The sequence below is a fragment of the Prosthecobacter sp. Pr1 genome (genome assembly GCF_057652315.1).
Genome location: NZ_JBYFBS010000008.1, coordinates 168,953 through 193,784, shown reverse-complemented (window position 1 = coordinate 193,784; position 24,832 = coordinate 168,953). Strand labels below are relative to the sequence as shown.

General features: G+C 60.1%; 19 protein-coding genes and 1 CRISPR repeat array (1 of these 20 only partly in view). Of the genes, 6 read left to right on the top strand and 13 right to left on the bottom strand.

Annotated features, from left to right (window positions below; all coding sequences use genetic code 11):
* Window position 1 precedes the first annotated feature (1 nt).
* The 7 genes from AC24GY_RS15280 to AC24GY_RS15250 all read right to left on the bottom strand — a co-directional run bounded on the left by AC24GY_RS15280 (window position 2) and on the right by AC24GY_RS15250 (window position 8,194).
* Window positions 2-403 carry an ExbD/TolR family protein gene (locus AC24GY_RS15280; RefSeq protein WP_422320637.1) on the bottom strand — a complete coding sequence of 134 codons (402 nt, stop codon included), beginning with the start codon at window positions 401-403 and terminating at the stop codon, window positions 2-4.
* 12 nt (window positions 404-415) lie between these two features.
* Window positions 416-2,281, bottom strand: coding sequence for a DUF2341 domain-containing protein (locus AC24GY_RS15275; protein ID WP_487684603.1), 1,866 nt, complete (start codon window positions 2,279-2,281; stop codon window positions 416-418).
* A 50-nt stretch (window positions 2,282-2,331) separates the two neighbouring features.
* Window positions 2,332-4,020: a ShlB/FhaC/HecB family hemolysin secretion/activation protein gene (locus tag AC24GY_RS15270; RefSeq protein WP_487684600.1), complete on the bottom strand. Its 1,689-nt coding sequence runs from the start codon at window positions 4,018-4,020 to the stop codon at window positions 2,332-2,334.
* Window positions 4,021-4,173: 153 nt separating this feature from the next.
* A complete protein-coding gene (locus AC24GY_RS15265) occupies window positions 4,174-5,043 on the bottom strand; it encodes a hypothetical protein (RefSeq protein WP_487684597.1) in 870 nt (289 codons plus the stop codon).
* A 106-nt stretch (window positions 5,044-5,149) separates the two neighbouring features.
* Entirely contained in the window at window positions 5,150-6,409 is a 1,260-nt protein-coding gene (locus tag AC24GY_RS15260; RefSeq protein ID WP_422320633.1) for a hypothetical protein, read from the bottom strand.
* Window positions 6,410-6,463: 54 nt separating this feature from the next.
* A complete protein-coding gene (locus AC24GY_RS15255; RefSeq protein ID WP_422320632.1) occupies window positions 6,464-7,285 on the bottom strand; it encodes a PEP-CTERM sorting domain-containing protein in 822 nt (273 codons plus the stop codon).
* Window positions 7,286-7,624: 339 nt separating this feature from the next.
* A complete protein-coding gene (locus AC24GY_RS15250; protein ID WP_422320631.1) occupies window positions 7,625-8,194 on the bottom strand; it encodes a peroxiredoxin family protein in 570 nt (189 codons plus the stop codon).
* A gap of 124 nt (window positions 8,195-8,318) precedes the next feature.
* Between AC24GY_RS15250 and AC24GY_RS15245 the strand changes: the two genes are divergently transcribed.
* Entirely contained in the window at window positions 8,319-8,972 is a 654-nt protein-coding gene (locus AC24GY_RS15245) for a hypothetical protein (protein ID WP_487684593.1), read from the top strand.
* 324 nt (window positions 8,973-9,296) lie between these two features.
* Here the strand turns inward: AC24GY_RS15245 and AC24GY_RS15240 are convergent, their stop codons facing one another.
* From AC24GY_RS15240 to AC24GY_RS15215, 6 genes are all read right to left on the bottom strand, one after another.
* On the bottom strand, window positions 9,297-9,956 hold the full coding sequence (locus AC24GY_RS15240; RefSeq protein WP_487684590.1) for a hypothetical protein: 660 nt from the start codon (window positions 9,954-9,956) through the stop codon (window positions 9,297-9,299).
* 103 nt (window positions 9,957-10,059) lie between these two features.
* Window positions 10,060-10,566 (bottom strand): arsenate reductase ArsC, encoded by a 507-nt coding sequence (locus tag AC24GY_RS15235; protein ID WP_422316560.1) that lies wholly within the window; start codon window positions 10,564-10,566, stop codon window positions 10,060-10,062.
* A 32-nt stretch (window positions 10,567-10,598) separates the two neighbouring features.
* Window positions 10,599-11,276: an MIP/aquaporin family protein gene (locus AC24GY_RS15230; RefSeq protein ID WP_487684586.1), complete on the bottom strand. Its 678-nt coding sequence runs from the start codon at window positions 11,274-11,276 to the stop codon at window positions 10,599-10,601.
* Between the two features lie 9 nt (window positions 11,277-11,285).
* Window positions 11,286-11,768, bottom strand: a complete 483-nt coding sequence (locus AC24GY_RS15225; RefSeq protein WP_487684583.1) for a DUF6428 family protein — start codon at window positions 11,766-11,768, stop codon at window positions 11,286-11,288.
* Between the two features lie 15 nt (window positions 11,769-11,783).
* On the bottom strand, window positions 11,784-12,095 hold the full coding sequence (locus AC24GY_RS15220; protein WP_397384972.1) for an ArsR/SmtB family transcription factor: 312 nt from the start codon (window positions 12,093-12,095) through the stop codon (window positions 11,784-11,786).
* A gap of 351 nt (window positions 12,096-12,446) precedes the next feature.
* On the bottom strand, window positions 12,447-15,896 hold the full coding sequence (locus tag AC24GY_RS15215; RefSeq protein ID WP_487684580.1) for a peptidylprolyl isomerase: 3,450 nt from the start codon (window positions 15,894-15,896) through the stop codon (window positions 12,447-12,449).
* Between the two features lie 256 nt (window positions 15,897-16,152).
* Between AC24GY_RS15215 and AC24GY_RS15210 the strand changes: the two genes are divergently transcribed.
* The 5 genes from AC24GY_RS15210 to cas2 all read left to right on the top strand — a co-directional run bounded on the left by AC24GY_RS15210 (window position 16,153) and on the right by cas2 (window position 22,686).
* Entirely contained in the window at window positions 16,153-16,815 is a 663-nt protein-coding gene (locus tag AC24GY_RS15210; protein ID WP_422320677.1) for a YoaK family protein, read from the top strand.
* Between the two features lie 453 nt (window positions 16,816-17,268).
* Window positions 17,269-17,745, top strand: coding sequence for a hypothetical protein (locus AC24GY_RS15205; RefSeq protein WP_487684577.1), 477 nt, complete (start codon window positions 17,269-17,271; stop codon window positions 17,743-17,745).
* Window positions 17,746-18,228: 483 nt separating this feature from the next.
* A complete protein-coding gene (gene cas9d / locus AC24GY_RS15200) occupies window positions 18,229-21,357 on the top strand; it encodes a type II CRISPR RNA-guided endonuclease Cas9d (RefSeq protein WP_487684574.1) in 3,129 nt (1,042 codons plus the stop codon).
* 10 nt (window positions 21,358-21,367) lie between these two features.
* Window positions 21,368-22,255 (top strand): type II CRISPR-associated endonuclease Cas1, encoded by an 888-nt coding sequence (cas1, locus tag AC24GY_RS15195; protein ID WP_487684571.1) that lies wholly within the window; start codon window positions 21,368-21,370, stop codon window positions 22,253-22,255.
* A gap of 83 nt (window positions 22,256-22,338) precedes the next feature.
* Window positions 22,339-22,686 carry a CRISPR-associated endonuclease Cas2 gene (gene cas2, locus AC24GY_RS15190; protein WP_487684568.1) on the top strand — a complete coding sequence of 116 codons (348 nt, stop codon included), beginning with the start codon at window positions 22,339-22,341 and terminating at the stop codon, window positions 22,684-22,686.
* A 183-nt stretch (window positions 22,687-22,869) separates the two neighbouring features.
* Window positions 22,870-24,832: a CRISPR direct-repeat array (repeat unit 36 nt; unit sequence ATTATAGCCAGCCTCACCGGGGGGTGAAGTCAAAAC) (it continues 1,043 nt past the right edge of the window).

Genomic DNA, 24,832 nt, shown 5'->3' with positions numbered 1-24,832 from the left:
CTTACTTCTTCGCCTGCGTCGCCAGCCCGATGTTCGTGAAGCCCGCACGGCCCACCGCCGTCAGCACATCCATGATGGTCTGGTACTGCGTGCCGCTGTCGCCGCGCACGACGATGGGTGCGTCGGGCATGGAAGCCTTGATCGACTCCAGCTTGCTGGAAAGCTCATCAATCGTCACCGCCGTCGCGTTCAGCTTGATGTTCCCCTGGTTGTCCACCGTCACCGCCTGCATCTTCGGTCCTTCGATCGGCTTGGAGGTGGAAGGTCCGCCGCGCGGCAGGTTCACCTTCACCCCTTGCACCCCGGCGGTCGTCATGATGATGAAGATCAGCAGCAGCACCAGGTAGAGGTCCACCATCGGCGTGACGTTGATGTCATCGTAGGATTTGTTGTCGGCGTCCATGAGAGTGTGCGGTTACTCCTTGTAGTGTTCGGCCATCTTCGTGACGAACTCGTCGATGAAGGTCTCCATGTTCGAGACCACATCCTTGATCCGTGAGCTCAGGTAGCTGTAGATAAACAGCGCCGGAATGGCCACCGCCAGACCCGCCACCGTCGCCAGCAGCGCGCCCGCGATACCCGGTGCAATGGAGTTCACCTCCACCTCGCCGGATTTCGCAATGACGGCGAACGTGATCATCACCCCGATCACCGTTCCCAGCAGTCCCAGGTAAGGACCACCCGCGATGCCGATCGTCAGGAACACCAGCTTGCCATTGAGCTTCTGCACCTCGCGTACCATCCCGCCATGCAGCGTCGCCTTGATCGCCTGGATCGAGCGCCCGGAAAGTCCCATCGCCTTCGCCTCCTTCTTCTCCTGCGGATTGAAGGTCACCTGGCGGTAGGACTTCATGCGGTTGCTGATCTCTTCCGCACCCAGATGGTAGAGCTGGTACAGTGGCGACTGCTTCATCAGCTTCTGCATCTTGCCGCTCATCGTCCCGCCGATGTTCTTGATGCTCTCGTTGTCCTCCGTGTCGATGGCGGTCAGGTCAGACGAAATCTTCTCCCAGCGCTTCATGAACTCCTTCGAAGCCTTCTCAATCGTGTTCAGGTACATCACTTTGCCCGCCGCGATGATCCAGCCCATGATGGCCAGCACCGTGCAGAGGACGATCACCACCCAGCCGTCAAACGTCAGGTCCTTCGAGATGTCCGTGATCAGCGAGAGATGCTTCATGATCTCGCCCTCCTCCTCATGGTCGGAGGCCTCGTCCTCACCCACCGTGATCAGCTTGGCCGCGTCCGCCGTCGTTCCCTGGTTCACCGCCGCAAAGCGCACAAAGCCCGCAGGCCGCGCCGTCTTCGAAATCTGCAGTTCATCAATCTCACCCGTGTAACCCACGAAGCTCGCCGCCGCAGGAGACGTGTCCTTGTCGATCTCCACCGGACCCTTGAGCAGCGGCATCGCCGCCGTCAGTGCGCCATACGATTTGCCATCCACATACACCGTGATGGTTCCCGCATCCGCCACCGCGGCCACATGATGCCATGCACCCGCTGCAATAGGAGCCCCCACGCTGCTGCGCTGCTTGTTCAGCTCCACAAACGGAATGCCGTTGTCCAGGCCCAGGATGAAAGCGTTCGCGCCATCACGACGGCTCAGGATCACCGCATTCGGCTGCAGCGCGCTCGGCTTGATCCACGCAGACACCGTCAGCGGCGCACCCGGCGCCCATTCACCCAGCGGCGGGGCAGGGGCCTTGATCGCCGTCTGTCCAAACACACGCAGCCCGCCGCCGATCAGCGATCCAGCTGCCGGTGGGGGCGCACCTTCCGCATTCGCACCCGTGGCCGAAGAATCCGTGCCCGCCTTCGAAGCATCCGCAAAGTGGTACACCAGCGTCGTGTTCGCATCGTACGTTTCTTTCGCCGCCTCAGGCGCACCCGCCTCGGTGTTGCCGTAGTAGAGCCAGATGCTCGTCGCGCTCGCAGGCTTCAGGTCAGGCACCTGCACCCACACGTACGCTTCATTCAGCAAAGAGTCCCACTTTTCCACATGGTGCTTCAGCTCCGTCTTGTGGTCATCCGCCAGAAAGCGCAGATCGCTCCCGTCCTCCTTCGCAGACATGAAGCTGAACACCCCTTCGTGCAGCCGCACCAGCACCGCTGTCGTGCCGATGGGTTCCGCAATCGCCACGCCCTTGCCGGTCGTGTCGATGTCGATCTTTTTGCGTGTGGGCCACTTCGCATCCCACCAGTTTTCAGCGGCGGAAGCAAAGGAAGTCGTGAGCGCCAGGGCAAGCAGCAGAGAAGTCAGGATGCGTGGTTTGCGGGACATGAAGCGTGAGGAGGGGCTGTGCATTGAGAGAGTGAAAAAATGGGGTCGGCCTAGAAATCCATTCCCAGGCGGAAGAGCAGGAACAGGTCATGCGCCAGCGCGTTCGGCTGCGAGACCAGCGGCATCGCCAGATCCACCGATCCGGTGATGTGGTTCAAATAGCGGATGCGTGTGCCAAAGCCCGCGCTGGCCAGGTCATAGCTGCGCTTCTCCGCAGGCAGCGTCTTGTTGGTGTAAAGCTTGCCGCCTTCCAGGAAGGCATACACGCGCCACTGGTTCTCACGGTCCTTCGCCGTGCCCAGAAAGTTCGGACTGCGAAACTCCAGCGAACCAAAGATCCCCGAGTCACCCAGCCGCGTCGCGATCAGATACCCACGCGCCGTGCCGTACCCACCGCCCGAAGTCTGCTCCGTATTGATCAGCGCATCCGGCGTCGCCTGCCCCTGCACCCGTGTGTAAATCTGGAAACCCTGCGCCACATCATGCGTGTGGGAAAGATCCCCGCGGAAGTAGAAGAAGCTGTCCGTCGCCGCAAAGCGCCGCGCCGCAAACTGCGTCTGCGATCCGCCCATGCCCATCACATGCCACGTCAGCGCCGCGTTGAATTCCGTGAACGTGTTGTCCGTCACACGGCTCCCGCTGTAGGCCAGGTTGAAGGGGTAATACGCGATGGGGGAGGAAACCAGCGCACCGCCCGCGTTCACATCCTGCACAAAGTTTTTGTAGTCGATTCCAAAGCTGATGGAGTGAAAGTACCCCTGCTTCGCCGGCAGCGTCTTCATCAGGCGAAAGCCCACGATCTGCCCCTTGCCGATCACCGTCGTCCCGCCCAGCGCCGCGATGTTGCTGTCCTGAATCGTGCCCGTCAGCATCACGCTCAGGCCTTCCACACTGTGCACCGGCGCCTGGTAAAACGCCGAATACACCGCGCTGTCCGTCATCCGTTCCGGAGCCAGTTGAAAGCTCACGCCCAGCGTGTGGCCCATCTGCCACAGGTTGCTGTAGCTCAGCGAACCGCTCAGGCGCAGCGGCACCGTGTTCGCATTGTGCTGGTTGTTGATCTCCCAGCTCCCGTGCAGCGGCAGCTTGTCCTCCACATTCAGGTCGATGTCCACCGTCCCCGGCACCACACCCGCGCGCAGCTCAGGCGTGATCTTGCGGTCACGCCAGCGGTTCAGCGCCATGATGTCCTTGCTGATCTCATTGAAGTTCGGCACCGTGCCCTCCTTCATGGAGGGAGCCATCTCCTTGATCTTGCTCGGCAGGAAATACCGCGCGCCCTTCACCCGCAGGCGGCCCACAGGCGTTTCCACCACTTCCAGGTAGATCACACCACGCGCACCCGTCTGCTGCGGCACCTGCACGCCCACGCTCTGGTAGCCCTTCGCCTTGTAAACTTTCTCCAGCGCCATGCGCGCCGCCTCAATGTCCTGCTCCCCCCGGCCCGGCCCCATGAACGGATACACCGCCTCCTCGATCTCGATCGCCTTCAGGATCTTGTTCCCCCGCACCCGGTACTCCCGCACATACAGGTTTCCGAGCTGCGACAAAGCCGTCGGAGCAGCCGCAGGCATCGCCGTGGCGGCAGTCTGGGGGGGCGTTTGGGACTCACCTCGTGCAGGGCCAAAACCACTCAGACCCGCCCCGCACAGCAGGGCGCAAAACCCACGGGAGATCTCCCGAATGTTCAGGCTTGCGGTGCTTGGTTTGAAGCTGGATTGAAAGATTGGGGGCGGCATTGACGCAGTATTCAGGACGCCTCCTTTTTCGTTCGACCCAGCCCTCGCTCAAGCTTGCCGCTGTTACGAATGCGTCACAGTCTGCGCCCCTTTTTGCCCTCTTACGTAGGGCATCACGAGTTTCGGTGACAGTTTCGAAACACAACACATGCTTCAAGGTGCCGCTTTCGCAGCCGCAGCATTTTTAACGGCCTCAATCTGAGTGAGGATGAACAAGTCTCCGCCAAACATGGAGGAAAACTGTTCATCACTGTCCCGGCGCACCTGGTTCCACCGTGCCCGGTAGGCAGGACTGTCGGAAGGCGCATTGGTTTCGCTCACTGCTTGCGCGAAATCACTTTGCATCTGCTGGAGTGCCGCTGTTGCGACAGGGGAAAGTGTCGGGTCAGGCGTGGCTGCATTGAGCAGGCCCTGAGACGCCTGCTGCTGGGCCGTGGATTCTTGGGTGCCATACGTGAATGCGGCTGGGATGTCAGCAGCGGGGTTCCCCGCAGGCGTCGAATTCGTGAGGGCGGTCTCGGATGGTGCCGTGTTCGAAGAGCCGCCCTGCTGGTTCACCGCAGCGGCAGAGCCTTGACGTGCTTGCTCAGAGGACGCTTCTGGCGCGGTCAGTTTCGTCAGCAGTTGCTCGTACTCGGCCTGCAGCTTCATCTCCTCCGCCGCCGGCAGGCGGCCGCTGGTCGTGGCCATTGCTTTGCGTTTCTGTGCTTGGATTTCATTCAGCTCCCCGGCCACGATGTCACGTATCGTCGCCTCCGGGCAGCCCACCCCGCGAAGATTTTTCACATAAGTCGCGAAATCAGGCGTCTCCAGCTGGCTCCAGTGAAACGGCTTCGGCTGGGCCGTCTTGACCACCAGCGGGCGTGATTTGGCGGCTGCTGGCACCACCCTCGGAACGGCGGCAATCTGCGGCGTTTTGCCTGCCTGGACCCAGAGCGCCACTGCCGCACAGCCCAGCATGACGTTCAATGCCAGCGATCCTGCCATGAGCAGAGGGTGACGGAGCAGGGGAAAGTGGGGCATGAGATTTTGAGGAATAAAGAGTGAAACAAAAACTGGTGCTGACGGCATGCGTCAGCACCAGCGAGGTTTTTTTTGTCAGGCAGGCATTGCGAGAATGCCGGCAGTTTTAGTTGGCACCAGCACCGATGGTGGCACCGTCATTCTGGCGGTTCACATGCATCTGGGACACGCGCAGACCGGACGTGCCGAGCACAGAGGTGTTGTCGAGCTGGGTCGCCATGTTGTTCTTGAACTGGGTCTCGTCGCTGGTCAGGCCGCTGCGGGTGTAGAGGTGCAGGTAGCCCCAGGCGGAATAGCGGCCTTCGTAAATCAGGGCGGTGTTCGTGCCATCATAAGTCACGCCTTCATAGGCGAGGCGCACGGCCCCGTTGCCGACGGCGGTGTTCGCATCGGTGATGCCCAGCCAGGAAACCACGGTGACCGGAAGGCTGTTGGCGACTTCCGCGCCGGTTTCATCCAGCAGACTGATGGATGACGAGGTCATGCTCATGAAGTTACGAATGGTGCTGCCGCTCGTATAGCCGCCATTGCCAACGGTGGTGGACCCCACGCCATCACCGATGGGCCAGATCTGGGCTGAGACGATGCTGCCGGTGCCCACTGCACCGGTGGTGGTGAATTTCCACTGCTGCACCGGCGTGAAGGCACCGTACTTGGTCTCAGCCAGTGAAGTGATGCGGGTGCCGGAGCCGTTGTCACGGCCCGCCATGAGCACATAGTCCGTATCTGCGGCGTTGCCGGTGGCGAGGCTCTTCGGAACGTAGCCGTTGACGTAGAGCGTGCGCGCCAGTTGCTGTGTCATGTTGGTGAAGTTCGTGGTGCCTTTGTTGGCGACCCAGCAGAACGGAATGATCGCCAGCTTGTTGTCCACCAGCGCAGGGGAGGCTGTGGGGGTGGATGACTGGAACACATCGGAAAACGCAAAGTTGGCCTTGGCGAGTTGGGTTGGGCTCTGGCTGACGGCAATGTTGGCGTAGCCATTGCTGGCAGGCAGCGCGCTGGCCGGGATGAAGGTGAGGTCGAGCTGCTGAGCAACGTCCTTGACACCCGTGGCGGAGCCAGTCCAGCAGCACTGCACGGTGGTAATGCCGCTGATGCCGGTGGCCGTTCCCTGGATGGTGGAGAAGTCGGCGCCTTCGTAGCTGCCCTGCGTTTGCGCGGTTGCCACGGGATTGCCGTTGCTGTCAGGGAGGGCCCCGGTCGCGATTTTGCAGTTCGTTTCACCGCCCATCATGGCGATGATGCCCTTGTGGGCACCCGAACGGAAGGCGGTGGATCCGGTGAGGCGGATGGTCACGTCAGCAGAAGCCTGCTGGGCGAGGGCGAGGGCGAGCACGCCCACGGAGAGTTTAAAAAAAGATTTCATGAGTAAGTTAAAAAAGAGAAAGGTGTATGATTTGTGGAAATAGGGAGTGTCATCTCAAGCTTTCACGCTGCGACGGCGGCGGAGCAGCAGACCACCCAGGCCGACGGCGGCGAGAATTGCACGGCTGGGCTCAGGCACTGCTTCTGCCGCAGTGAAACCCACCACACCAGCACTGCTGATGGTGAAGGTGCCTTCATAGGAGCCCACGCCGACGGTTCCCGTCGGATTGGCACCTGTGTTGGTGTTCAGCACACGATAGAGGTCCAGTGCCGTGCCAGAGGCGCCATTGGCGAAGTTGCCTTCGATGGTGCCGCCGACTCGGAAGGAATCCGAACCGCTGTTGTTGGTCGACCAGCTTCCTGCATCCGTGGAGTTAAGAACCGCGCTGGTGGTGCCAGGGGCTGCGGCATAAGCGACCCCGAGGCCGAGAATGTCCGCCGTGGTGTCTGCTCGTCCCGCACTCCCGACAACCCAGGCCGTGGACTGCTGGGTCCCCGGGGTGATGGTGCTCTGCGCGGCTGAGAGGTAGTCCGTTCTGGCGGGGTCTCCGCCCACCGCAGCACTGATGGTGCTGTTGGTCCGGGCGCCGACAATACCCCAGGACAGATCAGAGCGCGTGGCCCAGTCCGAACCATAGGTGCTGACCAGCAGGGAGCCAATGTCCACCACGGAGGCGATGTTGGAGGTGGCGTCACGATAACCCGTGGCCAGACCGAGATCGACGATCAGGTTCGAAGTTGAGCCTGTGCCGCCAGTGGCACGGAAGCCGAGGAGGAGATCCCCGGCAACGAAGGTGGCAGCCTTGGACGGAATGGCTGCCGCTGAAATTCCAGCCACGACAAGCATGGTGAGGAAGTGTTTGGTTTTGATTAGCATTGGTATGTGTGGGTTTGTCGGTTGTTGTGAAATGATTGCTCCAAGTTTGAAAAAGAGCGCTCATCGCCTTTCGCCGACGAGCGTGCTGTAGCTAAGCGTTGAGTGTGAATCTAGCGGTTGAGGGTGACGATTTGGACACCGGTTCAGCAGTCTCACAGCACTCGTGATCGCTCGTGTCATCGAGGACGTCAGAGTGAAAATGAGAGGAGGAAAATGCTTCATGGCAGCAGTGTGCAAACGCCCCATGCGTTAAGGCGGCGCGGGCTGCGGAATCAGCGCTTTATTGTTAATGTTCTGTAACATTGCCACGGCTCGGGCCACGCATGGCAGTCACCCCCATCAAGGGGTGTTGACCGCGAGTTCACGTGCCAGCGCAGCCTGCAGCTTGGGGATGCTGGTCAATTCATGGTACCCGCTGGCAAGATGCCGGATGACGCCCGTTTTCCCGATCACCACCGTGCGTGGCGCATACTTCGTGAAGTAGCGTTCGTAAATTTGCCGGCCCGGATCAGGCACCAGCGGAAAGGTGAACTTGTTCTCGCCTCCGAGAATGACCAGTTCCTCCCGTGTGCTGCCCTTGCCGAAGCCGATGCCGATCAGTTGAAAATCATCTCTGTTCCGAAGCTTCTCGTACACCTCGCTCTGAAGGTGTTTCATCTCGGCGATGCACGGCGCCACCTGGGTGGAGAAAAAATACACCACCACCACTTTGCCCTTCAGCGCAGAGAGCGTCATCGTCCGGCCATCGGTTGTCTTGCCATTGAAGTCCGGGGCCGTCTCTCCCACCTGCACCAGGGTGTGCCTCTTCACATCCTCGTCCACATCGACATCCTCAGCGGCAGTTCCCCGGGAGAAAGTCAGGAACGCGAGCAACATCAGGCCGTACAGCATCGGGTGGAATGATTTCATAGGAAACCCCACGGATTCATGCATTCCCGCCAGACCTGTCAAAACTCACTCTGGAACAAAGATGTCACATTGAAGTCTTGGTCTGGAAGGCTTCGATGCCGGTGTATCTGCCACTTTTGCCACAATGCCGCCCAGACACGGATTCCATCTCCTCTTTCTGCTGGCTCACCTCGGAGTGATTCACGCAGAGGATCCCGCCGTGTTCACGCCCCCGCAGGCATACCCCGCATCACGTTATGAGGCCGGATGGAGCAAAAATCCATTCACCCTGAAAACCGTCGCGCCCATCGCCGCCCAGGATTCCTTTGCCAGAGATCTCGCCATCGGAGCCCACTACGGCGCGGCGGACAATCCCACCATCGTCGTCGTCAACACCAAGACCAACGAACGCATCATCCTGCGCAAAGACCTGCCCGCTCAGAGTGGCATGCACCTGAAGTCCTTTCATCTCTCCAGCAGCCGCAAGGAATGTCAGGTGGACGTGGTGCTCGGTTCGGAAGCCGCCATGCTCACTTACGATTCGAACTACCTCGCTCAAGTCTCCGCCGCTGAAACCAGCCGTATGGCTGCCGCAAAACCTGCTGGAAAGTCTGCGAACAAAACGCTCGTCATACCTTCGGTTCCTCTGCCAGGGACCAAGCCCGGCCCTGCTCCATCCTCCGCAGTGGTCGCCTCCCGCCAGTTTGCGCCGCCGCCGGTGTCAGAGCCTTCACCCTCCACCTCGGCCGCTCCCGCACGCGCTCGCTTTGCCTCTCCGCCGCCCCAGACACCGCAGTGACTCGGTTGCGCCGTTCCTGAACGTGAACACAAAGTTGACCTTCGCGATCACGCTCCCCCGGCTCCGATCCGGAAACTTCGCCCACGTTACCAGCACGATGTGTCCGCTCATAACCGCGTCACCGCCACAATCTCAAAATGGGGTCAGTGTGCAAATACTTGACAAAATATACCGTCCACCTTCCGCAGCAGTCCACCCTCGCAACGAAACTCTCGAAAACGACATTCAACGCTGCCACACTCCAGGACGAAGTAGATGGATGTGGAGTGGGGAGATAGCTCAATCCTGAGCTCAGCTATGGAAAAGGCTGAAAGGAACGGGTGCCTAAAACGTGAATACAAAGTTGATCTTCGCGATCACGCTCACACGGTCCCGATCCGGAAAGTTCGCCCACGTTTCCAGCACAATGTGCCGGCTCAGATCATACTTCGCTCCCACCGCCGTGATGACCCCATGCTGATTGCGCGTCTGCACCAGGTCCGCGTTCAGATTCAAACTCCGCTCAAAGACCTTCCACGTCCGGTCCACGCCGAAAAGACAGCTGTCCCCATGCGTCTGCAAACCGTAGCCCGCATGCACACGCAGCAGATGAAAATCATGCCACAGCATCGCGTAAGTAAAAGGATCGCCCGCACGTCGCGTGTCCGTCAGCGCCACACCGGCCACACCCAGCGCAAACATCCCGTCCTCCCACGGCTGAATCCGCGCCTTCGTCTGAAACACCAGCGGCCCCGAGTAGCCCGTCCCCAGTGCGCTGTCCAGACCCCACTCCACATGCAGCGGCTTGAAATCCCAGCCTGTCTTGAAGCCCGCCCAGTCCGAGGTTTTTCCCGGCCCGCTCGTGGCGAACTGGTTCGCCCCGCCAAAGCTGCTGAAGTACTGCGCCGCCACCGTCCGGTGCGGCACCGTGTCCGCCGTGGGAATGTTGTTCAGCCCCGTCGGTGTCCCAAACACTGTGCCAGCGGCAAGTATTAAAAATACCATAAAGTGGTATCCACAAGCACGAACGGAGGCGGCACGTGCCTCGTGCCTCCTCACTCCTTCAGTTCCGCAAAGTCTCAAAAAATTCATGGCTGCAGCCTCCTGTTCACTTCTTCTTGTTCTCATCCTGATGCCCGTCGCTGTACGCCTGGGCAGCCAGCGCAGGCACCGTCTTCGCCAGCGCCGCCTGATTCTGCCGGCCCGAGGCATAGGACTCAAACACCGCGCGGATCTCATCGCGCACCCGGCGGAAGACCTCCATCTGCTCCTCCTCCGTGCCCGTGGCATGCGCAGGATCATCAAAGCCCCAGTGGTGCCGGTTCACCTGGCCGGGAAACATCGGGCAGGCCTGATCCGCATTGCCGCACACCGTGATCACCGTTTCGATGTCCTGGTTGAGGAACTCATTCAGATGCTTCGAATGATGCCCCGAAATGTCGATGCCGATCTCCGCCATCGCCTTGATGCCAAGAGGATGCACATAGCCCGCAGGCTTGGAACCAGCGCTGGCCACCGTGTAGCCTTCGCCCAGCGCGCGGCGCAGGATGCCTTCAGCAAGGTGGGATCGGCAGGAGTTGCCCGTACAGAGAATGAGAATGGTGGGGTGTTTCATGGGGGTAGGATGAAGTGTTTAAAAAAGGAAAATCATTTGGCATCGGGCGCGCACCGGCCACCGCAGCAGCCGCTGTCACGCACGCCCATGCACAGCGGCACCGCCAGCAGCGCACCGAGCACCGGCGCGGCGAGATACAGCCACAGATGCTCCAGGTGCCCGGAGACCAGCGCAGGCGCCAGCGACCGCGCCGGATTCATCGACGCTCCGCAGGCCGGACCCGCAAACATCGCCTCCAGCGCAATGACACCACCGATCGCAATCCCTGCCGTGATGCCCTTTTCCTTGGCCCCGGTGGACACGCTCAAAATCGTCAGCATCAGCATCGCCGTCAGCACCAGTTCCAGCACAAAGCTCTGCATCTCAGATCCCGCCGGCAGCGTCGCTCCCAGCGTGGCATCCTGCGGATACAGCACCCGCAGCAGCAGGCTGGCAGCCAGCGCACCGCTGATCTGCGCACCCAGATACCCCGGCACCTCCCGCCACGCAAAGCGCCGCGCCACCGCAAACGCCAGCGTCACCGCAGGGTTCAAATGCGCGCCGCTCACATCACCATAAGTATAAATCATCGCCAGCACCACCAGCCCAAAGGTCAGCGCAATGCCCGCATGCCCGATGGCCCCGTGGCTCGCGGCATTGATGACGATGGCCCCCGTGCCCGCAAAGACGAGCGTGAACGTGCCGAGGAATTCAGCGAGGAGTTTTTTCATGGCAGTCTTTCAGCAGCATTTGGACCCCGGCGTGCAGCAGGAAGCCGCCGCCTCAATTTTCGGCGCAGGCGCACACTCACCCGGCAGGCAGATCCCGCGCGCCAGGCAGTCCGTGTGCTTCAGCCCCAGATGAAACGCCAGCGCGCCATCGATGACCTCCGCGCTCTCCACCGGAAACTGCGCCACCACGCCGTCCTCGTATTCAATCTCCACCGGCAGATTGTGGTGCGGCAGCACATCGTCCGCGCGGTCAAAGATCGCCGCCAGCTTGCCAGAGAGCAGCCGGTGGTCCACATCATCATGCACCCACGTCTGCAGCAGGCAGGTCTCCAGCGTGCGCCTTGTGCCTCCGCAGTCGATGAAGTTCTTCATCACATGGCCCACTTCCGTGACGTGATAGTGCGCGGGGATCATGCCGCCATCCGGCAGTACAAACAGCAGCGGCTTGTCAGCATGCGCGTTCAGGTGGGAGAGAAATTCGGTGATGTTCATGGTAGGAAAAAGCAGTTAGCAGCAGGGTTTGGTGGTGGCTTTCTTCGGCGCCAGCTGGTCCAGGCAGCGCAGGAAATCCCCCAGGCAGTCGCAGGCCAGACGATAATAAATGTTCAGCCCGCGCTTGTCAGACACCAGCACCCCGGCCTGGCGCATCATGCTCAGGTGCTTGGATACGGTGGACATGTCCGCGCCCACCAGGTCCTTCAGGTCGCACACGCACATCTCCCCGTCCATCAGCGCCTCCGCGATCAGCAGGCGCGACGGATGCGCCAGCGCCTTGATCACGGCGGCTCGTTTGCTGGAGACTGTCTTGCTTGCAGGCATTGGTATCAATTGGTTATTTGGCTAAATAACCAAATAGTAGCCCGGCGCAAGAACCTTTTGGTGACATGTGGCGCACATGCCCGGCCCATGGCTTGTTTTATCAAGCCTGACATCGTGAAGTGACACGCGAATGTCTGAAACTTCGAAAATCAAAAATCGATTGCTCGACAATCATCAATCCTCCGGCGTCAGAATGTTCTGGATGTGCGCGATTGACGATTGATGAGCAATGATTGTCGATTTTTGAAGTGCTGATGAAGAATCCCCCCTGATGTGCGGTTCTCAATAGCACGCTCCGTCCCCATGCCTCCGCTTGGCCTTTCCACCCGGAGGAAAATCGCCGCTTCCTCCTCACTTCCCACCCTTCGCCTCCGGCAGCGGCAGGATCTGCACCTTGATCTTCCCCCGCACATTGTTCAGCCACGCATTGTAAAAATCGGTCGCCTTCTGCTGCTTCAGCACCGCCGTGGCCTCCTGCCGCCGTTCCTCCGCCGTCTTGCTAAGCATGCGCTCTGCATCGAGTTTCACGATGATCCACGCACTGCCGATGTCCACCACCCCGCTGATTCCTCCGGGCTCCATGCCAGTGAGCGGCCCGGAGATCGCCGGGCTGAGCGCGATGGCGTTCATCCAGTCCATGGTGCCGCCGTCTGCGGCACGACTGTCGGCGGAATGTTTCTTGGCCAGCGCTTCAAAGTCCTGCCCCTCCTTGAGCTTCGCATGCACGTCATCCGCCAGCTTGCGCTGCTGCACCTCGCTCTGGCCGCCGGATTGTTTCAGGATGGAGAGCGTGTGCAGCTTCACCTGCCGCTCCGGTGGCGCGTTGTTCTTCTCCATCTGCCGGGCGATCTCCTCCTCCGTCGGCGCAGGAGCCATCCCCCGGATCTTCTGCTTCATGAGTGGCGCGACGAGGTTCTTTTCGCGTATCGCGCGATATTCCTCCAGCGTGTACCCGTCCTTGGCCAGCTGCATCAAAAAGCGCGGCTGGCTGCCTTTGAAACTGCGGGCCACGAACTGGCGCACGTCCTCGTCCATCTGCTCGGTGGTGACGTTGTTGCCCATGGCCTTGAAGGCCGCATGCAGCAGCGCCACCTCGATTTGGCTCTTGAGCGCCGCCTCCTCCAGCTCCGCCTCCGTGGCCCCTGATTTGGCTGCGGCGGCATTTTTGCGGAACAGCTCCAGCGCTACTTCCACCTCCTTGCGGATCACCTCCGTGCCACCCACCATTGCGGCCACCCGCGCCGCATCCACCGCCTTGCCATCACCGCCCTTCGGCGTCAGCTTTTCGCGCAGCAAGCCGGAGAGCGTTTCATCCCACATCCTGTCCATCGCTGCCGTCGTGGCAGTGGCCAGCGTGCGGTCCGGCTCACGGCGCAGCTCCTGCAAAAAAGACTCCATCATCGAGGTGAAGCCGATCTTCGTGCCAGCCTCCGCACCGCCAAACACCTCGCGCAGCAGATCAGTCTCCGGGCTCTGCCCGCCCGCCCGCACCTTCTCCAGCAGCTCCGCCATGGCCGTGCGCTTGCGCGCACTGCAGTTCTGCACCAGCAGTCCCCAGTCCTTGCGGAAATCTGCCGCCGTCATCTTGCTCAGCGCCAGTTCGCGGAACTCACCCGCAGACGCAGGCAGCGTCCAGTCCAGCAGAGAGGCCGCAAAGTAGCAGCCCACCGGCCCCAGCTCCGGGTCCTGCTGCACCTGCTGCAAAATGCGGCCGGTGTACTCATTCCGCCCCGCCGTGCTGTAGTACACCTCCCGCGCCAGCAGCCAGGGCCAGCTCCCCTCGCTCACCACGCTGTCCACGATCGCCAGGCCGATCTGCGCAATCATCGTGGTGCTGGTCCTCGTCGTGCGCGGCTTGTCAGGTGCGTCCGGCACGTGAAATCGGGCATCTTCTGTGCCGGTGAAGGCGCTGGAAAGCTGCGTCATCGAAATGTCCACCCCGCGCCCGAGGTCCCGTGCTGCGGTCGTGCGCCGCGCCACCTCCTCCGGCGTCAGCGCAGCCGTCTTGCCAAAGCCCGCGTTCAGAAAGCCCGCCGTCAGCCAGCCTGCCCAGGAGGCAAAGCCCTCCCCGGGCTCATAGCTGTTCGCCACGCCGGCGGTCTGCGCCTCCAGCTCCTGCGTGGCCTTGTCCCATGCCCCTTTGGCCGTGGTGAGGCTGAACCGGGAAAGTTCCGTATGATCCTTGTTCCACATTCCCTTGCCGTTCCCGAGCTCGCGCAGGCGACCCGTGGCCTCGTCGATGACGGCGCCGTACTTTCCCTGGCCGTCCGCCGTTTCCGTTTTCATCACCAGCACGCCATCCTTGTGCTCCCACTGATCCGCGTACTTCAGGCTGTTCAGCAGCGCAGCCGCCGGCTTCATCGTCAGTTCGAAGTCCAGCAGCCCGTTTCCCTCCTTCGTCCCCCATGCTCCGCCAAAGTTGACCTTGCCGGTCGTGCGGTTGTCCTTCGGTTCATCCGTCTCGATCCTCACAAACAGACTCGTCTTCAAGGTCCTTCCCAGCGGCTGCCGCAGCCACTGCCTGACTGCGCCGTCATGCGCCGAAAAGCAGGCGGTCACTTCCCCCGGAGTGTATCGCAGCGTGTAGCGGCGCGGATTTTTCCGGCCCTCTGCATCGTCAAGGACCGTCAGCGTCACCTGCAGTCCGCGCTGCGAATTGTAGATGATGACCATCTCTCCGCTGGGCTCCTTCTTGGATTGGAAGTACAGCGTCACCACCAGATCCTCGTTGCCGCTGCGCATCAGCTCATTGCACCAGTCCCGCGCCTTCAGCAGGGTTTCACACGTGGCGTTCAGCGGCTCGCCCAGCTTGGGCGCCTCGGGCATTTCCACCAGCTCCAGCTTCAGGTCCATCTCCGGCTGGTCCGTCTTGCGCGGAGTGGTCGTCACCTTGTAGGAGGTGTAGCGGGCACTGCTCAGCAGCCGGTCCTCGATCTCCTTCACCTGCCCGGACAAAAACGGCCGGCCTTTCTCCAGCCCCAGGTACTTCAGCAGCGCCGCCTCGGAGTCGCGCTTCAGCCCCGTGCAGGTGATCCCCGCCAGCACCGCCGCCGGTCCTTCCGAAAGAATATCCACGTGCAGGGCGGCGGTGTGCGCGGTGTCATCCAGCACGGTTTTGACCTCCACCTTGGCCTGCATCCGCCCCACCTTGGCAAGCTGCTTCACCACCATGGCCTGCAGATCAACGGGACGGCGTGCATCCAACGCGGCGGGCTTGCCAATCTCCCACGCGATCTCCTTCGAGTCAGCGTCCGCGACCTCGCTTCCCTTCGTCTTGATGGAAAGGCCCGGTGCATACGTCTCTGACACATCCACCAAAGTGGGCGGCGTCTTCTGCTCCTCCGGCTTGTCCTTCTTGCTGGAATCATCCGCCGCTTTCTTCTCCTTCGTGGTCAGTCTGGCGATGATCTGTGCCGCCGGCACCGACTCCGCCCCCGTCACCGTGACCGGCCCCGCCATGTAGCGCGGCCCTTCAGCGATCACGCACAGCAGCCGCTGCGGATCCGTCAGCCACCGCGTCTCGGTGATCTGCACCTGCGGAAACCCCGCACGCTGGTAGCCGCGCAGCAGCGCCGCCCGCGTGGCCTGCACATAGTCCGCCAGCGGGGCCTCCGGGTGTGCCGCCAGCAGCCAGTCCCCGTGCGTGCGCAGGCCCCGATGGAGATCCTCCGCCGTGAAGGTCTTGTTGCCCTCAAACAACATGCGACTCGCGCTGCCCAGCGCACCCACCTTGGCCGCATCCGCGCCAAAGAGTAAAACAGGCAGCAGCAGACAAAGAAGGAGAGCAGTGTGCGATTTCATGCGGACAGGCGGCTGGGGGTTGAACGCATGGCTTGGATTTATCTTCAATCAAAAGTCTGGATTTAAGAAAATCCTAGTCGAATCGCCACGCCTGAGTCAATCGGCATCCTGCTTGCCATGGCTAGGTGCAGGGCTGAGCATCGCTTTCATTATGGAGAGGTGGATTTTTCACCGGACGCCAGCCGCATGGAGTGTAAAGTGCCGCCGCCTGCACGCGGTCATTCGGTTTCGCGCTGGCGGGGGAAGCAGCAATGGCATGATTCACAAACTTGAACGATGGGCTTGGGCAGGCGGCGCTCTGCTGGCGGCAAACGCCGGCATGGTCAATGCCGTGGGCCTGAAAAGCTACGCCCACCAGGCCGTCACCCACGTCACCGGCAGCACCACGCTTTTCACCCTCGCCGTAGCGCACCATGACCTCGCGGCCGTGTCGGACCTCGGCATGGTGCTGCTCTCCTTTGTGGCCGGCGCTGCGCTCAGCGGCTTCATCGTGCAGAAAGATGCGCTCAAACTCGGGCGGCGTTACGGCGTGGCGCTCTTGATCGAAAGCCTGCTCCTCATGGTCGCCGCGTCCCTCATGCGCTCAAACAACGGCCTCGCCAGCTACTTTGCCTCCGCCGCCTGCGGCCTGCAAAACGCCATGGCCAGCACCTACAGCGGCGCCGTCCTGCGCACCACCCACGTCTCCGGCATGTTCACCGATCTCGGCGCCGCCTTCGGCCACTGGTTGCGCGGCCTCAGCGTGGATGCCAAACGCGTCCGGCTCTACGCCACCCTCGTCGGCTCCTTCATGCTCGGCGGCGTGCTCGGCACACTGCTCTTCGACGTTTACTCCTACAACACCCTCTACATCCCCGCCGCACTCACAGGCATGGCCGCCGCAGGCTACACCCTCTACGCCCACATGCGCCACGGGTGACTCACCGCGCCGTCTGCGTCACCGCCACCGTCGGCACGATCCAGAACTCCCGCTCGCTAGCCTCTCCACCCGCCTGCGCCATCACGAGCTTCATCAGCTTAGGATGCGTTCTACCATCAGACCAAAACGGTGCCCACTGCTGCGCATCAGCTTCAGCAGCAGCAGCGCCACTCGCACTGCGCCAGATCCCCAAACAGCACCACGCCGGTGTATCCTGACATGTCAGCATCAGCCGCAGCCCGCCTCCAGGCTGCCCTTGAGGAAAGGCCCTTCCTCCAGCAACCGCTGATGGGACCGCAGATAAGAGAGGATTAGAAAATGCGGAGCCGGAGGTTGGCCGCAAAGAATCGCAAAAAAACGGGGTAAAAAGGAATGAGGGGAAGGACCCATTGACGGTGGTTGGGGCGCGATGATGATGGCATGCATGCGTGAACCGGTTCCTTTTCTGACTCTATGACTCACACCTCCCGAGGCTGTCTGATTGCGCTCGCGCTTCTAGGTGCGGTGGTGCTGGCGTGGTTTTGGTCGGGTCGCCCGGCGGGATGGAAGGAGATGGCGAGGATGACGGGGGTGAAGGTTCCGGCGGGCGCGGTGATGAGCGCGGTGGAGCATCCGACGGAGGTGGTGTATCTTGGAACGATTGATTTGAAGTCGGATGCGGATGTGCAGGAGTTCATTCGGCTCAATGGTCTGACGCGGATGATTGAGCATGTGGCTCTGCATCCATGGGTCCATCTGGGAGATGTGGATTTGTCCAAGGAGCCGCATCCAGCCCCGATGATGCTGCTGGGGCACAGCAACCTCAATGCCTGGGAGTTCATTCTGGTTCCCGCCGCGCGACGCGTGAACTATGTGGTGCTTGTTCGCGATCATGCGGGTGATCTTCCGTTTGACGAGAGAGCGGAAGGCAGGACGTCGGGGAAGGACTGATTTTACACCGCCGAGTTGGGAACGCCGAGGAGAATGCCGGAGGAGGAGAACAGGGAGGGATGGCCGCAAAGAGGCGCAAGAAGGGTGCAAAAAGGGGGGCGGGTTCCGGAGGGCGCTGGGAGTGCGGGTGTGCTGCGTGAATGGCACGGATTATTTAACCGCTGATGGGACGCTAATAAGACGCTGATAAAAGAGGATCAGAAAATGGGGAGCCGGAGGTGGCTGTGGATTTGGTTGTTCTGGGTGAGGAGAGAGGGGGTGTTATTGGCAAAGGAATGAGGAGCAAAGGAATGAGGAGCAAAGGAATGGAGGAGGGGACGGAGGTGAAGGTGCCGGAATTTTAGCCGCTGAGATGAGGTTGATGAGGAAGGGGAGGAGGGGATGACGGTTTTTGAGCTGGTGTTGCTTAAGGATTGAGGGTGGCGTTTAAGTGTTTTTACCTGCTTGTTCTTTAGCTGGTCCCCGCTAATCTATGCCTTTCATATGAGCACGATCTGGGCATTCGACTTGGGCAAGGGGAGTATTGGCGAGGCGGTTTGGAATGTGGAGGAGAGGAAGTTCGACCATGTGGCTTCGCTGCTCATTCCGGCTGAATTTGCCTCGACGAAGGAGGCGGCGAGCCGCCGCCGCATGTTGCGTACGCGGCAGGCGCACAAGGCGCGTGAGGCGTGGCTGGATGAGGTGTGGAAAGCTGCGGGCTTGGAACCTCTGGTGGGACGCCGCGTGGGGAAGGTGGATGGGAAGTGGAAGCTCATCCGTGAAGGGGATGAAAGACTGGAGCGCGAGTTTCCGCCAAAGGGTGACGATACCTGCTACACCTCCTGCCTGCTGCGCATCAAGCTGCTGCGCGGTGAGAAACTGGAGCCATGGCAGATTTACAAGGCACTGCATTCGGCGATCCAGAAGCGGGGGTATGACCCGGACATTGCCTGGAAGACGCGCGAGAACCGACGCATGCGCAAGGAGGACAAGGATGATGACGATGCGGGCACGCTGAAGCGCATGCATGACTTTGAAACGGAGCTTGCCGTTATGTCTGCCGATCCTGAGCACCATCTGCCATGTTATTTTGATGCTTGGAAAATGGGGCTGTGGGATCCAAAGCAGCCGGATGAGCTGAAAGAGCGCATCGACCACCATGCGGAAAGCACGCGCAATCGCATCCTTCCGCGTCATTTGGTCGAGCGTGAAATTCGGCTCCTCGTGGAGGCGGCGGGACGACAGATTCCTGCGCTTGCCAACAAGGCATGGTATGTCCTTTATGGACCCGCAGGGAAGGCGTACGCCTCGTATTACAAAAGCGAGAGAGCGCAGTTCAAGCTGCGGGAAGGCAGCAACTCTGACTGGCAGGGCGTGCTGGGGCAGAAGATTCCACGTTTTGACAATCGCATCATTGAGAAATGCACCCTCATGCCGCGCTTCAATGTGTGCAAGGTGCGCAGCGACGAGCAGAAAGCCCATGGTGAGCGAGGAACGCTGCCGCAAGAGGTCACCTTCCTCATGAAACTCAAGAACATGCGTGTGCAGCGGGGCACCACGCTGCAAAGCGGCCTGACGGCGGCGGAGATCGGGCAGGTGTTTGATGCTTACAGGGAGAAGGGCTGGAAGCTAACTGAAACGCAGTGGCGGAAGTTTTGCTCGGGCATTGGGGCTGTTCCTGTGCCGCCGAGTTTGGATGTGGCTGCCCCCAAAATGGCCGGGCGCAGCCGCTTTTGCCGTCCGGCTTTGGAAATTTTGAAGCGCCTCGTTCTTTCAGGACAGACACCGCAGGTGTTCCATGCTGCGGAAGTGAAGCGACTCAATGGCAACACTGACCCACACAGGGGACTGGTGGAAGCGGATTTGAAATTCCTGCTCGACATGGGCGGCACTTGGGAAGGCATCTATGTGCCGAATCAAAAGCTGGAGGCGTTGTCACAGCGCACAGGTGATTCCTCTGCCGCCATCCTTGAACTGATCGGCTCACAGAACGATCCTATCGTCAGGCATCGCCTGGGGGCGTTCTGGAAACGCCTGCAATGGATGGAATCGCAGTTCGGTGAACCTGAGAAGATCGCCATCGAGTTTGTGAGGGAAGATTTCATGGGGGAGAAGGCGCTGATCGAATATCGGAGGTTTCTCAAAGACCGGGAGAAGCAACGCCAGCAAGCGCGCAGCGATGCTGAGGCGGCAGGGGCCACCGAGCGGAGTGCCGGACTGAAGATGGAGATGCTCCGCCTGCAAGGAGGCATCTGTCTCTACAAGGGCACACCACTCGTCGAGACCGCACTCGATGAATATGAGATTGACCACATCGTGCCGCGCAGCCAGGGCGGGCCGGATGCGGCGGTGAATTACATCCTCACGACGAAAACTGCCAATGACGAAAAGGGAAAGCGCACGCCATTCCAATGGCTGTCTGAGACTGATGGCTGGGATGCGTATGTGGGCCGTGTGAAGAGCCGGCAGACCGCTCTGCGGAATAAAAAGGTCAGGCTGCTGCTGCTGCCGGAGGCTCCTGAACTGGCGGATAAATACACCGCACTGGCGGAGACAGCCTGGATTGCCAAGCTGGCGCAGACATTGGCAGGCCTGCATTTCGGATGGAAAAACGGCAGTGATGAACGCGGGAAGCGCGTGACGATCATCTCTGGCGGGCTGACGGCGCGCATCCGCCGCAAGTACAAGCTGAACAGCCTCCTGGCCGCAGAAGGCGTGAGTGAAGAAGAGGCCGAGAAGAAGAACCGTGATGACGACCGGCATCATGCGCTGGACGCCATGGTGCTGGCTTTTATTCCAGGCTGGGCGCAGAATGAGAGCAAGGAGAAGTGGTTCCGTTTTCCTCCGCCTGTGGATGTGAATCCGCCCGGCTTTTTTGCCGCCCAGCTTGCCAGGGTGCAGCCAAGCAATGAGCACCTTTCTCCTCCCCGGCTGGAAGCCACGGCCTACGGCGAGCGTGTGATCAAGGGCTGTGCCTTTGCCGTAGGGCGGGAAAAGCTGGTTTCGCTGCTGCTCAAGGAAGCGAATGGCAAGGAATCCCTCAAGCCGGTGGACAAGGCGGAGACGCACAGGATCGTTGAAAAGGCCATCCGCAAGGAGGTAGAGGCATTCCTTGCTGCCAAGCCGAGGTTTACGGTGGAAGAATGGAAAGCGTGGTGTGCGAACTACCGCATCGGCGGGCGCGGACCGAAAGTCATCAAGGTGCTGATGACAAAAACGAAGGCGAATGCGACGGACGAGTACCATGACCTGTCCAAGGACGGCACGCGACAACTGCGGCGTGGGGAGATGCACCGGGGCTACTTTGTGTACTGGGAAGCCGCGCCGACCAGGAAGGAGCCGGATAAAAAACGTGCGGTGGTCAGGCCGGTGTATGCCTTTCAATCCGAAGCAGTCATTCAGCGTGAACTGCGCAGCATGGGCATCCAGGATGGTCAGTTCTTTGAATCAGGATGCACGGTGGAACTGTCTGCGGCTGTGGCGCATCCGAAGACGCCGCTTCTACCAGGGCGCTATTTGTTGAACAGCATTTGGTCCGATGGGCGTGCAGAGGTGACAAATCAAACGGGCCTTGTTTCAGAACCCATCAATCTTGGGAAAATGCTTCAGGCTGGTTTTAAACGTGCTGATTGAAAAGAACTTTATGAGCTACCACATCCTACACGTCTTCCAGCATGGTGCCATGCTGGGCAAAGAACGCGGGTTTGTCACCTGCAAGGCGGCGGAGGATGCGCAGCCACGACGGATGCCACTGGAGGATCTGCGGGCGGTGGTGATCGCGGCGCGTGGGGTGATGATGAGCTCAAACTTCATCAGCAGCGTGGTGGAGCAGGATGGGATCATCCTGCACTGCAACGAGAGCTACCAGCCCTGCGGTGTGACTGCGCCGCTGGCGCGGGTGATTGATGCGAAGGCGTTCATGAACCAGTGCACGAGGCCCCGCAGGCTGAATGAGAAGCTGTGGACGCGGATGCTGCGCGGCAAGACGGTGAACCAGACGAAGGTGCTGCACCGGTGGGACATCCGCAGCGCGCATCTGGAACGGGCGCTGGAGCAGAAGGACATTGATGAAGGGAACTGTGCGAAGCGGTACTGGCAGCTTTATTTTCCGAGCATCGGCTGGAGTGCCACGAGCCGGGACCGCAAGGAGAACACGGCGCCGAACCAGATGCTGAACTATGGCTACACGGTGCTGGCGGCGTTGTGTCACCGGTCGCTGATCGTGCATGGGCTGACGCCGAGCCTGGGTGTGCACCATACCACGCGCTACCAGAGTGACCCACTGGTGTATGACGTGATGGAGGCATTCCGACCGCTGGTGGACTGCCTGCTGGCGGAGTTCATGACGGAGCCTGAGCCGACGATGAAGCTCTGGTGCAAGAAGGTGGGGACGGAACTGCGGGAGCGCCGCGTGCAGCACGAGCGCTATTCGCTGAAACTGATGGACGCCATTGATGCCTGTGCGTCCAGCCTGACCCGGAGCTATGCCGCGATGGATGCGGAGGCCTTCTGGGTGCCGGAGCTGACGTGATGATGAGAGATGCGGCCGCTGTGGGCCGCATGAGAAGCCACACAGAAGTGCAGGCAAGAGTGCCTGCATCACTTGGAACCAGCATGAAACAAAGCCCTTTTCGCATGGGATGGATTCTCGTCATGTTTGACCTGCCGGTGATCACGGATCGTGAGCGCAAGGAGGCGACGCGCTTCCGCAACAATCTGCTGGATGAGGGCTATCTCATGATTCAGTTTTCCGTCTATGCTCGGCCCTGTGTGAGCCATGAGCATCTGGAAAAACACATGGCCAAGGTGCAGGCCTTTGTGCCGGAGGCAGGCAACGTACGAATGATGTTCATGACGGATGAGCAGTGGAAGAAAAGCGTGACAGTCATCGGCAGAAATTACCAGCAGGGACGGCGGGCGGTGGATCCTGACATTCCCAAGCAGATTGAGTTCTGGGAGTGACGAGAACGCTGCGTTTCCAAGTCGGGCTGCGATTTGAAAAAGAAGCACCCATCGGACGTGCCAGGCAGAGGTCCGATGGGTGCTTGATCAGTTAAGACTTCACCCCCCGGTGAGAAATGGCTCTGATCAATGGATGAATTTCAGGGCGGATTATGCTGAACCCCAAGGGATTCAGCAAGTCCTATTATAGCCAGCCTCACCGGGGGGTGAAGTCAAAACGTGTGGGGCTTTGGGCTGTCTCCGGAGGAAATTATAGCCAGCCTCACCGGGGGGTGAAGTCAAAACAGGTGCCGAAAAAGCCCGTGCTGCTCGCGCATTATAGCCAGCCTCACCGGGGGGTGAAGTCAAAACAGGTCTTTGTTGTTGAGGAATTGCTCGGATATTATAGCCAGCCTCACCGGGGGGTGAAGTCAAAACTCAGACAGCGTGCGGCTGATCTCGGCGCTGATTATAGCCAGCCTCACCGGGGGGTGAAGTCAAAACATAGATGAGGTTCAGTTTTTCTTCTCGGGTATTATAGCCAGCCTCACCGGGGGGTGAAGTCAAAACCAAAAGGGCAGTGGGCTTGTCGGCTGGTTTATTATAGCCAGCCTCACCGGGGGGTGAAGTCAAAACAGCACAATCACATGCTTCTCATCAAGGTCCATTATAGCCAGCCTCACCGGGGGGTGAAGTCAAAACGCAGACGTGTGCCGGGTGCTGGAGTTGGTTATTATAGCCAGCCTCACCGGGGGGTGAAGTCAAAACCGCAGCGCGGAGGGGTGGAGAGTGGACCGCATTATAGCCAGCCTCACCGGGGGGTGAAGTCAAAACGAGTTGATCAGCGACATGGAGGCGGACATGATTATAGCCAGCCTCACCGGGGGGTGAAGTCAAAACAGCGACATCGACGAAGCGACGGCGCATTTTATTATAGCCAGCCTCACCGGGGGGTGAAGTCAAAACCATTCATGCAGTGGGAGCATAGAGGACCGGATTATAGCCAGCCTCACCGGGGGGTGAAGTCAAAACGAGTCCAAGTCTCAAGCAGTATACCCATCGATTATAGCCAGCCTCACCGGGGGGTGAAGTCAAAACCATTCATGCAGTGGGAGCATAGAGGACCGGATTATAGCCAGCCTCACCGGGGGGTGAAGTCAAAACGAGTCCAAGTCTCAAGCAGTATACCCATCGATTATAGCCAGCCTCACCGGGGGGTGAAGTCAAAACGGTTGAGGTAGGCCGTAAATGCGTTGACGGATTATAGCCAGCCTCACCGGGGGGTGAAGTCAAAACCATAATGCGTTCGTGCTCGGTGGTCATTGCATTATAGCCAGCCTCACCGGGGGGTGAAGTCAAAACCATAATGACGTGCGCTATGCATCGCAGATTATTATAGCCAGCCTCACCGGGGGGTGAAGTCAAAACGGGGAGATCGTGGCGGAGCAGGGGATCGTGATTATAGCCAGCCTCACCGGGGGGTGAAGTCAAAACACGGGCTCAGTCACAGCGACAGGCACAGGCATTATAGCCAGCCTCACCGGGGGGTGAAGTCAAAACTTGTGGGCAGACCACACGCCGATGTCATAGATTATAGCCAGCCTCACCGGGGGGTGAAGTCAAAACAGCGTCACGAGCATGAAGGTCTTCGTCTGCATTATAGCCAGCCTCACCGGGGGGTGAAGTCAAAACGGGGCTTTCTTCTTGTCCTTGATCTTCCCCATTATAGCCAGCCTCACCGGGGGGTGAAGTCAAAACTCCTGCTGCAGGCTTTTAGAGGTCGCGGCAATTATAGCCAGCCTCACCGGGGGGTGAAGTCAAAACGATGTGGATGGATAAACGGCATGAATGTCTATTATAGCCAGCCTCACCGGGGGGTGAAGTCAAAACGGAGTTCATGGCTGCGCGCGGCTTCTTTGGATTATAGCCAGCCTCACCGGGGGGTGAAGTCAAAACTGGTGAGTTCGGCAGTCACGGCGGTAAGGCATTATAGCCAGCCTCACCGGGGGGTGAAGTCAAAACCGGCCCGTGCTGCAAAGCTCCACCACCAAAATTATAGCCAGCCTCACCGGGGGGTGAAGTCAAAACTTTGCCTGCTTCCACCAGAGCGATCTTGGCATTATAGCCAGCCTCACCGGGGGGTGAAGTCAAAACCAGCTTCTCACGG

Bases quoted from the DNA above. Each gene is read 5' to 3' on its own strand.
- AC24GY_RS15260 (WP_422320633.1), bottom strand. From the start codon at position 6,409: ATGAAATCTTTTTTTAAACTCTCCGTGGGCGTGCTCGCCCTCGCCCTC.
- AC24GY_RS15235 (WP_422316560.1), bottom strand. From the start codon at position 10,566: ATGAAACACCCCACCATTCTCATTCTCTGTACGGGCAACTCCTGCCGA.
- cas9d (WP_487684574.1), top strand. From the start codon at position 18,229: ATGAGCACGATCTGGGCATTCGACTTGGGCAAGGGGAGTATTGGCGAG.
- AC24GY_RS15275 (WP_487684603.1), bottom strand. From the start codon at position 2,281: ATGTCCCGCAAACCACGCATCCTGACTTCTCTGCTGCTTGCCCTGGCG.
- AC24GY_RS15225 (WP_487684583.1), bottom strand. From the start codon at position 11,768: ATGAACATCACCGAATTTCTCTCCCACCTGAACGCGCATGCTGACAAG.
- AC24GY_RS15210 (WP_422320677.1), top strand. From the start codon at position 16,153: ATGATTCACAAACTTGAACGATGGGCTTGGGCAGGCGGCGCTCTGCTG.
- AC24GY_RS15255 (WP_422320632.1), bottom strand. From the start codon at position 7,285: ATGCTAATCAAAACCAAACACTTCCTCACCATGCTTGTCGTGGCTGGA.
- AC24GY_RS15245 (WP_487684593.1), top strand. From the start codon at position 8,319: ATGCCGCCCAGACACGGATTCCATCTCCTCTTTCTGCTGGCTCACCTC.
- AC24GY_RS15205 (WP_487684577.1), top strand. From the start codon at position 17,269: ATGACTCACACCTCCCGAGGCTGTCTGATTGCGCTCGCGCTTCTAGGT.
- AC24GY_RS15250 (WP_422320631.1), bottom strand. From the start codon at position 8,194: ATGAAATCATTCCACCCGATGCTGTACGGCCTGATGTTGCTCGCGTTC.
- AC24GY_RS15270 (WP_487684600.1), bottom strand. From the start codon at position 4,020: ATGCCGCCCCCAATCTTTCAATCCAGCTTCAAACCAAGCACCGCAAGC.
- AC24GY_RS15280 (WP_422320637.1), bottom strand. From the start codon at position 403: ATGGACGCCGACAACAAATCCTACGATGACATCAACGTCACGCCGATG.
- cas2 (WP_487684568.1), top strand. From the start codon at position 22,339: ATGAAACAAAGCCCTTTTCGCATGGGATGGATTCTCGTCATGTTTGAC.
- cas1 (WP_487684571.1), top strand. From the start codon at position 21,368: ATGAGCTACCACATCCTACACGTCTTCCAGCATGGTGCCATGCTGGGC.
- AC24GY_RS15230 (WP_487684586.1), bottom strand. From the start codon at position 11,276: ATGAAAAAACTCCTCGCTGAATTCCTCGGCACGTTCACGCTCGTCTTT.
- AC24GY_RS15265 (WP_487684597.1), bottom strand. From the start codon at position 5,043: ATGCCCCACTTTCCCCTGCTCCGTCACCCTCTGCTCATGGCAGGATCG.
- AC24GY_RS15215 (WP_487684580.1), bottom strand. From the start codon at position 15,896: ATGAAATCGCACACTGCTCTCCTTCTTTGTCTGCTGCTGCCTGTTTTA.
- AC24GY_RS15220 (WP_397384972.1), bottom strand. From the start codon at position 12,095: ATGCCTGCAAGCAAGACAGTCTCCAGCAAACGAGCCGCCGTGATCAAG.
- AC24GY_RS15240 (WP_487684590.1), bottom strand. From the start codon at position 9,956: ATGGTATTTTTAATACTTGCCGCTGGCACAGTGTTTGGGACACCGACG.